General features: G+C 69.0%; 12 protein-coding genes. 8 read left to right on the forward strand and 4 right to left on the reverse strand.

From position 1 onward, the window contains the following. Both FV228_RS13685 and FV228_RS13690 read left to right on the forward strand, forming a co-directional pair. Nucleotides 1-625 (forward strand): class I SAM-dependent methyltransferase (locus FV228_RS13685; protein WP_147855126.1); only part of this gene is annotated, 625 nt, incomplete at its 5' end. Beyond that, complete coding sequence (locus tag FV228_RS13690) at nt 622-1,362, forward strand: pseudouridine synthase (protein WP_147855127.1); 741 nt, start codon at nt 622-624, stop codon at nt 1,360-1,362. The genes FV228_RS13685 and FV228_RS13690, both read left to right, overlap by 4 nt. A 25-nt stretch (nt 1,363-1,387) precedes the next feature. Here the strand turns inward: FV228_RS13690 and FV228_RS13695 are convergent, their stop codons facing one another. Further along, the gene (locus FV228_RS13695; protein WP_147855128.1) at nt 1,388-1,645 is read right to left on the reverse strand and encodes a hypothetical protein; all 258 of its coding nucleotides are present in this window, start codon (nt 1,643-1,645) and stop codon (nt 1,388-1,390) included. A 220-nt stretch (nt 1,646-1,865) separates the two neighbouring features. Here FV228_RS13695 and FV228_RS13700 point away from each other — a divergent pair, with 220 nt between their 5' ends. Beyond that, nucleotides 1,866-2,933: a 30S ribosomal protein S2 gene (locus tag FV228_RS13700; protein WP_147855129.1), complete on the forward strand. Its 1,068-nt coding sequence runs from the start codon at nt 1,866-1,868 to the stop codon at nt 2,931-2,933. A gap of 118 nt (nt 2,934-3,051) precedes the next feature. Next, nucleotides 3,052-3,978 carry a translation elongation factor Ts gene (tsf, locus tag FV228_RS13705; RefSeq protein WP_147855130.1) on the forward strand — a complete coding sequence of 309 codons (927 nt, stop codon included), beginning with the start codon at nt 3,052-3,054 and terminating at the stop codon, nt 3,976-3,978. 218 nt (nt 3,979-4,196) lie between these two features. On the opposite strand, the gene FV228_RS13710 is transcribed toward tsf, so the two are convergent. Continuing rightward, nucleotides 4,197-4,595, reverse strand: a complete 399-nt coding sequence (locus FV228_RS13710; protein ID WP_147855131.1) for a nuclear transport factor 2 family protein — start codon at nt 4,593-4,595, stop codon at nt 4,197-4,199. A 192-nt stretch (nt 4,596-4,787) separates the two neighbouring features. Between FV228_RS13710 and FV228_RS33095 the strand changes: the two genes are divergently transcribed. After that, nucleotides 4,788-4,934 carry a hypothetical protein gene (locus FV228_RS33095; protein ID WP_187277736.1) on the forward strand — a complete coding sequence of 49 codons (147 nt, stop codon included), beginning with the start codon at nt 4,788-4,790 and terminating at the stop codon, nt 4,932-4,934. 27 nt (nt 4,935-4,961) lie between these two features. Here the strand turns inward: FV228_RS33095 and FV228_RS13715 are convergent, their stop codons facing one another. Both FV228_RS13715 and FV228_RS13720 read right to left on the reverse strand, forming a co-directional pair. Next, the gene (locus FV228_RS13715) at nt 4,962-5,777 is read right to left on the reverse strand and encodes a metallophosphoesterase (protein WP_147855132.1); all 816 of its coding nucleotides are present in this window, start codon (nt 5,775-5,777) and stop codon (nt 4,962-4,964) included. Continuing rightward, nucleotides 5,774-6,676 carry a diacylglycerol kinase family protein gene (locus FV228_RS13720; RefSeq protein WP_147855133.1) on the reverse strand — a complete coding sequence of 301 codons (903 nt, stop codon included), beginning with the start codon at nt 6,674-6,676 and terminating at the stop codon, nt 5,774-5,776. Before FV228_RS13720 ends, FV228_RS13715 begins: the two co-directional genes overlap by 4 nt. 188 nt (nt 6,677-6,864) lie before the next feature. On the opposite strand from FV228_RS13720, the gene pyrH reads away from it, so the two are divergent. The 3 genes from pyrH to FV228_RS13735 all read left to right on the forward strand — a co-directional run. Then, complete coding sequence (gene pyrH, locus FV228_RS13725; protein WP_147855134.1) at nt 6,865-7,587, forward strand: UMP kinase; 723 nt, start codon at nt 6,865-6,867, stop codon at nt 7,585-7,587. Between the two features lie 105 nt (nt 7,588-7,692). Next, nucleotides 7,693-8,256: a ribosome recycling factor gene (gene frr / locus FV228_RS13730; protein ID WP_147855135.1), complete on the forward strand. Its 564-nt coding sequence runs from the start codon at nt 7,693-7,695 to the stop codon at nt 8,254-8,256. A gap of 19 nt (nt 8,257-8,275) precedes the next feature. Further along, a partial coding sequence (locus FV228_RS13735) for a phosphatidate cytidylyltransferase (RefSeq protein WP_187277735.1) occupies nt 8,276-8,597 on the forward strand: 322 nt, incomplete at its 3' end.

The following is an 8,597-nucleotide window of genomic DNA, read 5'->3' on the forward strand; positions in this document are numbered from 1 at the left end:
CCCCGCGGCCGACGAGCCGCGCCGCCACCACCGGATCTGCACGCTGGTTCGGCCGCCGGAACCGGCCGGGCTCGCCGCCGCGATCGACGAGGGCGGCCCCCGCCACGTCGACAACCTGGCCTTGTGCACGCAGCCGGGCATCTTCTCCTGGGATCGGCTCGATCCCGGTACCGCGCTCCTCTTGGCCAACCTTCCGGCGATGAAGGGGCGGGGCGCCGATCTCGGCTGCGGCCTCGGGATTCTGTCCCGGGTGATCCTGAACTCGCCCGCCGTCACGGCGCTGACTCTGGTCGAAGTCGATCGCCGCGCCGTCGAGATGGCGCATCGCAACGTCGCAGACCCGCGCGCCACGATCGTCTGGGCCGACATCCGGGCGGCCGGGACGGTCCCGGGGAGCCTCGACTTCGTCGTCATGAACCCGCCGTTCCACGACGGCGGCACCGAGGACCAGGCGCTCGGCCGTACCTTCATCGCCCGGGCCGCCGAGGCGCTGCGGAAGGGTGGCACGCTGTGGCTCGTGGCCAACGCGCATCTCCCGTACGAGACCGCCCTGGGGGCGGCCTTCCGCGATGTCGCGGTCAGGGTGCAGGCCGGAGGCTACCGGGTCTACGAGGCGCGCCGATGAAGGCGACGAAGTCCGTCCGACTCGACAAGCTGCTCGCTAACCTCGGCTATGGATCGCGCCGAGAGATCCAGAATCTGGCGCGGGGCGGCGCGATCCTGCTGGACGGCGCGGAGGTGGCGGATGCCGGCGACCGGATCGCCCTCGATCCCGACCTCCCGCAGCGGCTGACCATCGACCGGGCACCGGTCGATCCGCTGCCGGGGCTGTGCTTGATGCTGCATAAACCGCTGGGCGTGACCTGCTCGCACAAGGAGGCCGGTCCGCTGGTCTACGGGCTGCTGCCGGAGCGCTGGCGCCGGCGCGATCCGCCGCTCTCCACGGTGGGCCGTCTCGACAAGGAGACCTCGGGGCTGCTGCTGCTCACCGACGACGGCGCGCTGCTGCACAAGATCATCGCCCCGAAGGCGAACGTGGCGAAGCGCTACCGAGTCGCCCTGGACCGGCCGCTCGACGGCACCGAGGCGGCGACCTTCGCGTCCGGCACGCTGATGCTGGAGGGCGAGGACCGGCCGTTGCTGCCGGTGCAGCTGGAGGTGGAAGATCCGACTCATTGTGCGGTCACGCTGACCGAGGGCCGCTACCACCAGGTCCGCCGGATGTTCGCGGCGGTCGGCAACCATGTCGTGGCACTGCATCGGGACCGAATCGGGGGGCTCGACCTGCCGACCGACCTCCCCGCCGGGGGGTACCGCGTGATGAACGAGACCGACGTCGCGGCGGTGTTTACCGGCCCTTGAAGCACCCTGCCGACTGGATACCGGATTAGTGGCGCGATCCAGCGGGCGCGACCACGGCACCGAGAATCGTCAGGGTTTGAAGACCGATCAATCCGGCTACCCGGCGCACGATCTCGGCACCGGTCTCCGCCAATTCGGCACGCAGATCCGCCCTCGCGACGAGATCGCCCTGGAGCACCTCAACCATGGCATCGGCCAAACCTTCAGCCCGCTCGGGTGAAAGCTTGGCCTTGTCCCGGATTGTCCGGGCGAACTTCAGCGTATCGAATGCTACGGCAGCCAACGGGGCATTACCAAAGCCTAGTGCGACAGGTTGCAAATGCCTTGAGCCGCCCCTTGCGCGTCACCCGAATCCTTGCATCGGGCGCCGGCCTCTGCTAAGCGCCCGCCCATCCCACACGCGGAGCCGGCCTCATGCCTGAATGAGGCGTCTTCCGGTGGCCGCCCGAATTCTTGGGCGGCTGCATCCCTCCGCGGCGGATCCAACCGGAGAGTACAAAGATATGGCCGTCGATTTCTCTATGCGTCAGCTGCTCGAGGCGGGCGCCCATTTCGGTCACCAGTCGCACCGCTGGAACCCGAAGATGCAGCCGTACATCTTCGGCACCCGCAACAACATCCACATCATCGATCTGGCCCAGACCGTGCCGGCGCTGCACACGGCGCTGCAGGCGGTGAGCGACACGGTCGCCAAGGGCGGTCGCGTGCTGTTCGTCGGCACCAAGCGCCAGGCCGCCGACACGATCGCGGACGCCGCCAAGCGCTCGGCCCAGTACTACGTGAACTCCCGCTGGCTGGGCGGCATGCTCACCAACTGGAAGACCATTTCGGGCTCGATCTCGCGCCTGCGCAAGGTCACCGAGACGCTGGAGACCGGCGGCCCGGGCCTGACCAAGAAGGAGCGCCTGATGCTGTCCCGTGAGAAGGACAAGCTCGAGAAGGCGCTGGGCGGCATCAAGGACATGGGCGGCGTGCCGGACCTGCTGTTCGTGATCGACACCAACAAGGAGCAGCTGGCGATCAAGGAGGCGAACCGCCTCGGGATCCCGGTGGCCGCGATTGTCGACACCAACTGCAACCCGGACGGCATCACCCACATCGTCCCGGCCAACGACGACGCCGGCCGCGCCATCGCCCTCTACTGCGACCTGATCGCAAAGGCTGCCATCGACGGCATCTCGCGGGCCCAAGGCTCGTCGGGCATCGATCTGGGCGCCTCCGAGGAGCCGCAGGCCGAGGAGCTGCCGGCTAACGACGCCGCCGCCGTCACGGTCGAGTCCGACGCGCTCGATCCGGCCGACGTGGCGATGCTCGCCGAGACCACCGAGCATTTCGAGCTGCTCGCCGCTCCGCGCGGCGCGCCGGACGACCTGACCAAGCTTCACGGCGCCGGTCCGCAGATCGTCCAGAAGCTCAACGATGCCGGCATCTACCATTACTGGCAGATCGCCGCGATGACGCCCGAGGAGGTCGCCAAGGTCGATTCCGACCTGAAGCTCAACGGTCGCATCGACCGCGACTCGTGGGTCTCGCAGGCTCGCGGCTTCGTCGAGGCCGCCGCCGCGGTGTAAGCCTTCCGGACCTCGCGGCGCCCCGGTGATCGGGGTGTCGCGGATCCAACCTTATCGGGCCCGGCCGCTCACCCGCGTGCCGGGCCTCTCTCATCCAGACCATACGAAAGGGACCGCCATGGCCAACATCACCGCCGCGATGGTGAAGGAGCTCCGGGAGAAGACCGGCGCGGGCATGATGGACTGCAAGGGTGCGCTCAACGAGACGCAGGGCGACATCGAGGCGGCCATCGACTGGCTGCGCAAGAAGGGCCTCGCCAAGGCCGCCAAGAAGGCCGGCCGCGTCGCCGCCGAGGGCCTTGTGGCCGTGGAGTCCGCCGGCCATCACGCCGCGATCGTCGAGGTGAATTCCGAGACCGACTTCGTCGCCCGCAACGACGCCTTCCAGGCTTTCGCCCGCGAGGCCGCCAAGATCGCCCTCAACACGGACGGCACGCTTGAGGGTCTCCAGGCCGCCCATTTCCCGGGCGCCACCGAGACCGTCTCAGAGAAGCTGCAGAGCCTGATCGCCACGATCGGCGAGAACATGAACCTGCGCCGGGTCGCCAAGCTTGAGGTGAAGAAGGGCGTCATCGCCTCCTACGTCCACAGCCAGGTCGCCGACGGCCTCGGCAAGATCGGCGTGCTGGTGGCGCTCGAGTCCGAGGGTGACGTCGAGGCCCTGTCGGCGCTCGGCCGCCAGATCGCCATGCACGTCGCCGCCACCAACCCGGTGGCGCTCGACGCCTCGGGCGTCGACGCCGCGACCCTGGAGCGCGAGTCCAACATTCTGCGCGAGAAGAACGCCGGCAAGCCGGATCACGTGCTCGCCAAGATCGTCGAGAGCGGCCTGAAGAGCTACTACAAGGAGGTCACCCTCCTGGAGCAGCCCTTCGTGCACGACGGCTCGAAGACGGTCAGCCAGGTGCTCAAGGAAGCCGCTGGCAAGGTCGGCGGCGCCGTCGCCTTGACCGGCTTCGTCCGCTACGCCCTGGGCGAGGGCATCGAGAAGGAAGACGGCCCGGACTTCGCCACCGAGGTCGCTCAGCAGGCCGGCCGCGCCTGATCCTTTTCGGACCTCCGGGTTCAGAAATCCAAGACCCCGTCCGGTGAGAGCCGGGCGGGGTTTTTTATGGACGGGGGCTACGATCTGAACGTCAGCCGCTTGGCCCTTCGCGGGCGGCGGCCGCCTCGACCCGTCCCCTCAACGCCTATCGACCACGGCCCACGAATGGGCGATCATCGCGGCATCTGGTGCACGGTGCCGACGTTCAGCCCGTGCCTCTATGGTGTCTGTGGGTCCAGCATGACCCAAAGGCGCTTGATCCGACCCTCGACGACTTCTGCGATGTCTGAGCCGGTGACAGTGACCGGGCCATCCTGTGGGCCGGCATGCCAGTGCAGAACGCCGAACCCGTGATGCCCGGTGGCAGCGCCATCGGGCACGAAGCGGAAGTTTGGCCCGAACTGCTCGAGGAGCTTGCCGGCGACGGCGGAAATTGCGGCGCGCCTCCTGACGACGTCCGCCGGCTCGTACATGACCGGATCGTCAACGAAGAGCTCATCCAACGCGTGCTCACGCTTGGCGCTGTCGCGTTCGTTGAACACCCGTTCGAGGTTCGCCCGAAGGAGGCGGTCGTAGTCCGGTTCATCTGGCGTCGAGGCAGTCGTTCCGTCCGGCACGGCGCATCCTTTCGCGGTGGCGATCCGGGTTGCGAGCCTATCTTCGGATACGGCGGGTTAGAAGGTCCGGACGGCGCCTTCCGAAGAACTGAAGTGCTTGCTTCGCCCGGGAACGGACGGGCGGATCTCCACCCGTCGCGGAGCATCGAGATGCCGCGCGGGTCGCGGTGGGATCGTCATCCCCGACGCCCCGTGCTGCAGCGCACACGCAGTTCGATACGGCCGCGCTACATGCCATCCATGGCTTTGAAAACCTTTTCCTACCTGATGATCGGCGTGTTCGCGTCCGGTCTGGTCATGACGCTTCTGGGCTCCGTCGGGCTGTTCGCCGGTAGCTGACACGCGACGCCGGCGTGACCGCTTCAGTCATGCCGGCGCTGCATCGACCCAGGCGCGCCCGTCCCACAACCGGACCCGGACGGTGGCGCAGCCCTCCGCGACGATGATGCGATTATAGGAATTCGGCTCTTTGCCGCGCAGCCGCGTCGAGGTCGCCGAGCCGGCCTGAACGGTCAGCAGACGCCTGGGGCGTGATCGGACCAGGGCCCGGCCGAGCATCTCGGGGATAGATCCCTCTGCTTCCGCGTAGCGCGCGTAATGCCGATGCAGGTGCCCGGCGAGCGTCAGCCCCACACCGTACCGGCGGAATACCGCCAGGGCTCGATCCGCGTGCCCGACTCGACGCGCTTCCACGTCCCAGGGCGGCGGCAGGAACGGGTGGTGGCCGACCACGATCTTGAACAAGCGGTCGGGCATCGCCGCGAGACGGACCTCCGCTCGAGCAAGCTGACGGCGGCGGATCACGCCATGCGACCAATCCGGCTCCGGCGCCCAGCGCCGCACGGTGTTGAGGCAGACGATCCCGATCTCGGCGTCCTCGAAACACGGCTCGGTCTCGACCGCGATGGCGTGCCGATAGCGCGTGAAGGGTGACACGAAGCGCTGGACCAGCCGGAACGGCGAGATGTCGTGGTTGCCCGGCACCCCGATCCAGGGCGGTGCCAGACGACCGAGGAAGGCCCGGGCCTGCGCGAATTCCGATGGGCGCGCGGCCATGGTGAAGTCGCCCGACGCCACGATCAGGTCCGGGGCATCGGCGTTCAATTCGTGGACCAGGGCCTCCACCACGGCCGGGTCGGTCCGGCCGAAATGCAGGTCGGATATGTGGCTGATCCGTCTCACCGGTGTTCGACCGTCTGAGGGACGATCACGGTCAGCGCCTGTCGGTGGATTCGGTAGCGCAGCGGCGTGGGGATCAGCATCACCTCGCCGTCGTGCATGACCCGCAGCGCCCGGCTCTCCGATGCGATGGTGAGGTTGGCGGCCGGCAGCCGTTCCACGTCCGGCAGCCGCCGCCAGTCGCCCAATGCGAAGCCGAGGGCGAGGCGGAGGGTCCGCGACAGGGAAAGCTGCGCCAGGACGTAGAGGGTGAGCTGCCCGGCATCCACTGGCGCCCGCACCAGCACGTGGCCGGGCCGCTCGACATAGTCGCCGATCACCACCGCCAGCAGCCGGAACCGCCAGGTCCGCGCCACGCCGTCGATCGTGCCGGTCACGGTCACCCGCGGATAGCGGCCCAGATGGCGCAGAACCCCCAGGATCCAGCGCAGCAGGCTGCGGAGACCGAGGTGCCGGCGGTGCAACTCCCGGTGCCGTGTGACCCGTGCCGGCAGGCCGAGCGCCGAGTTGATCAGGAACGTGCGGCCATTGACCTCACCGACGTCGATCCGCCGCCGGGTGCCCGAGACGAGGGCTGCCACCGCGGCATCGATATCGAGCGGCACGCCGAGGTCCCGGGCCAGGAGATTCAGCGTGCCGAGCGGCAGGATGCCGAGCGGTGTCGTCTTTCCGACGAGGGCGGCGGCCGCGCACGCGATGGTGCCGTCGCCGCCGGCGACAACCAGGGCATCGATATCGGGCTCCGACGCGGCGGCGGCGATCCGCAACGACAGGGGCGCCCCGCGGTCGGCCTCCCCCAGGGGCTCGATCCCGGCCGCCACGAGCTTCTCCCGGATCGCCTCCGGCGTCGTGCCGGACGCCACCGCCCCGGAGGCGCCGTTGATGACGAGTGCGATGCGCATGGAATCCCGGGCGTCCATTCCGATGGCGGGCCCCGCTCCTCTGCCAAAGCTGCACGTCGATCGCGTGTCGGTGGGAAATCGTCCCCGTGATCCCCGCCGGGATCGGCGTCCGCCCCTCGACGCCGATCCCGCGGCTGACGTAGAAGCCTCGCGGGTTCGCGCGATGCGGTGGGGAGCCGGAGATCGAGATGCCGGAAGCGACGCCGTTTCGCCGTATCCTCCTCAAGCTGTCGGGCGAGGCCCTGGCCGCCCCGGACGGCTACTGGCTCCATCCGCCGACGCTGGCGGCGCTCGCCGAGGACATCGCCCGCACCATCGAGTCCGGGGCGGAGATCGCCATCGTGGTCGGTGGCGGCAACATGATCCGCGGCGCCCGCATCTCGGCGGCCGGCTGGATCGACCGAGCGACCGGTGATTCCCTGGGCATGATGGCCACGGTGATGAACTCGCTGGCGATCGAGACCGCGCTCAACGCCGCGGGCGTGCCGGCCCGGACCATGTCGGCGGTGTCGATGCCCACGATCTGCGAGACCTATGCCCGCCAGCCGGCCCTGCACCACCTCGACAAGGGCCAGGTGGTGGTTCTGGCCGGCGGAACCGGCAACCCGTTCTTCACCACCGACACCGCCGCGGTTTTGCGCGCCGCCGAGCTGCGCTGCGACGCCGTGCTCAAGGCGACGCAGGTGGACGGCGTCTACTCGGCCGACCCGAAGAAGGACCCGAGCGCCACCCGCTACGACCGCCTGACCCATGACGAGGCGATCGCCCGCGACCTCAAGGTGATGGACACCGCGGCCTTCGCGCTCGCCCGCGAGAGCCGGCTGTCGATCGTGGTCGGCTCGTTGCATCCGCCGAGCTCGATCGCCGGGATCCTGTCCGGCGAGGCGCCCTCGACCCTTGTGGCGCCCTGACCCGACAGCCCTAGAGGTTTGCGGCACCGGGAAAATTCCGCCATTGAGGCCGCGACTGCCCGTACCGGGCGAGAAGACGACGTCAGATCTGTCGGGACCACGACCATGGCCACACCGGAATTCGACCTCAACGACATCAAGCGCCGCATGCAGGGCGCGGTCGCGTCGCTCTCCAAGGATCTCGGATCCCTGCGGACCGGACGGGCCACGCCCTCGCTGCTCGATCCGATCCAGGTCGATGCCTACGGCTCGTCGATGCCGATGGCGCAGGTCGCAACCGTGAGCGTTCCGGAGCCGCGGCTCCTGTCGATCTCGGTCTGGGACCGTAGCATGGTCACCGCTGTCGAGAAGGCGATCCGCGAATCCGATCTGGGCCTCAACCCGCAGACCGAGGGCCAGACCATCCGGCTGCGCATCCCCGAGATGAACGAGCAGCGCCGCAAGGAGATGGTCAAGGTCGCCCACAAGTACACCGAGGAGGCACGCGTCGCCGTGCGCCACGTCCGCCGGGATGGGCTCGACCACCTCAAGAAGCTCCTGAAAGACAGCGCCATCTCGGAGGACGACGAGAAGCGCCAGGCCGCCGACGTGCAGAAGGCGACCGACCAGTACATCGCCGAGATCGACGGCGTGCTGGCCTCGAAGGAGAAGGAGATCATGCACGTCTGAGGCGAAGGCCGAGACGCGCGTGACCCCCACCGCAACCCCGGTCGCCCGCCCCTCCGGGCGGCGCGAACTCTGGCTGCGCGTCGCCTCGGGCGTGGTGCTCGCACCCGCGATCCTGGCGGCCCTCGTCTATGGCGGTTGGCCCTTCGCGGGGATCTGGCTCGCCGCCGGCATCATTGGCTTCGCCGAGTGGATGGTGATGAGCCGGACCGAACCGCGTGAGGTGCTGATCGCGCTCGGCGCGGCGACGCTCGCCGCCCTGTTGCTGTGTCAGCGCGGCGGCGCGCCCGCCCTCGCCTGCATCGCCGTCCTGCTCCTCGGGGCCGCGGCTTGCGCCACAGTGG

It is taken from the genome of Methylobacterium sp. WL18, from assembly GCF_008040015.1.
Lineage (GTDB): Bacteria > Pseudomonadota > Alphaproteobacteria > Rhizobiales > Beijerinckiaceae > Methylobacterium > Methylobacterium mesophilicum.

Bases quoted from the DNA above. Each gene is read 5' to 3' on its own strand.
- FV228_RS13690 (WP_147855127.1), top strand. From the start codon at position 622: ATGAAGGCGACGAAGTCCGTCCGACTCGACAAGCTGCTCGCTAACCTC.
- FV228_RS13700 (WP_147855129.1), top strand. From the start codon at position 1,866: ATGGCCGTCGATTTCTCTATGCGTCAGCTGCTCGAGGCGGGCGCCCAT.
- tsf (WP_147855130.1), top strand. From the start codon at position 3,052: ATGGCCAACATCACCGCCGCGATGGTGAAGGAGCTCCGGGAGAAGACC.
- FV228_RS13720 (WP_147855133.1), bottom strand. From the start codon at position 6,676: ATGCGCATCGCACTCGTCATCAACGGCGCCTCCGGGGCGGTGGCGTCC.
- pyrH (WP_147855134.1), top strand. From the start codon at position 6,865: ATGCCGGAAGCGACGCCGTTTCGCCGTATCCTCCTCAAGCTGTCGGGC.
- frr (WP_147855135.1), top strand. From the start codon at position 7,693: ATGGCCACACCGGAATTCGACCTCAACGACATCAAGCGCCGCATGCAG.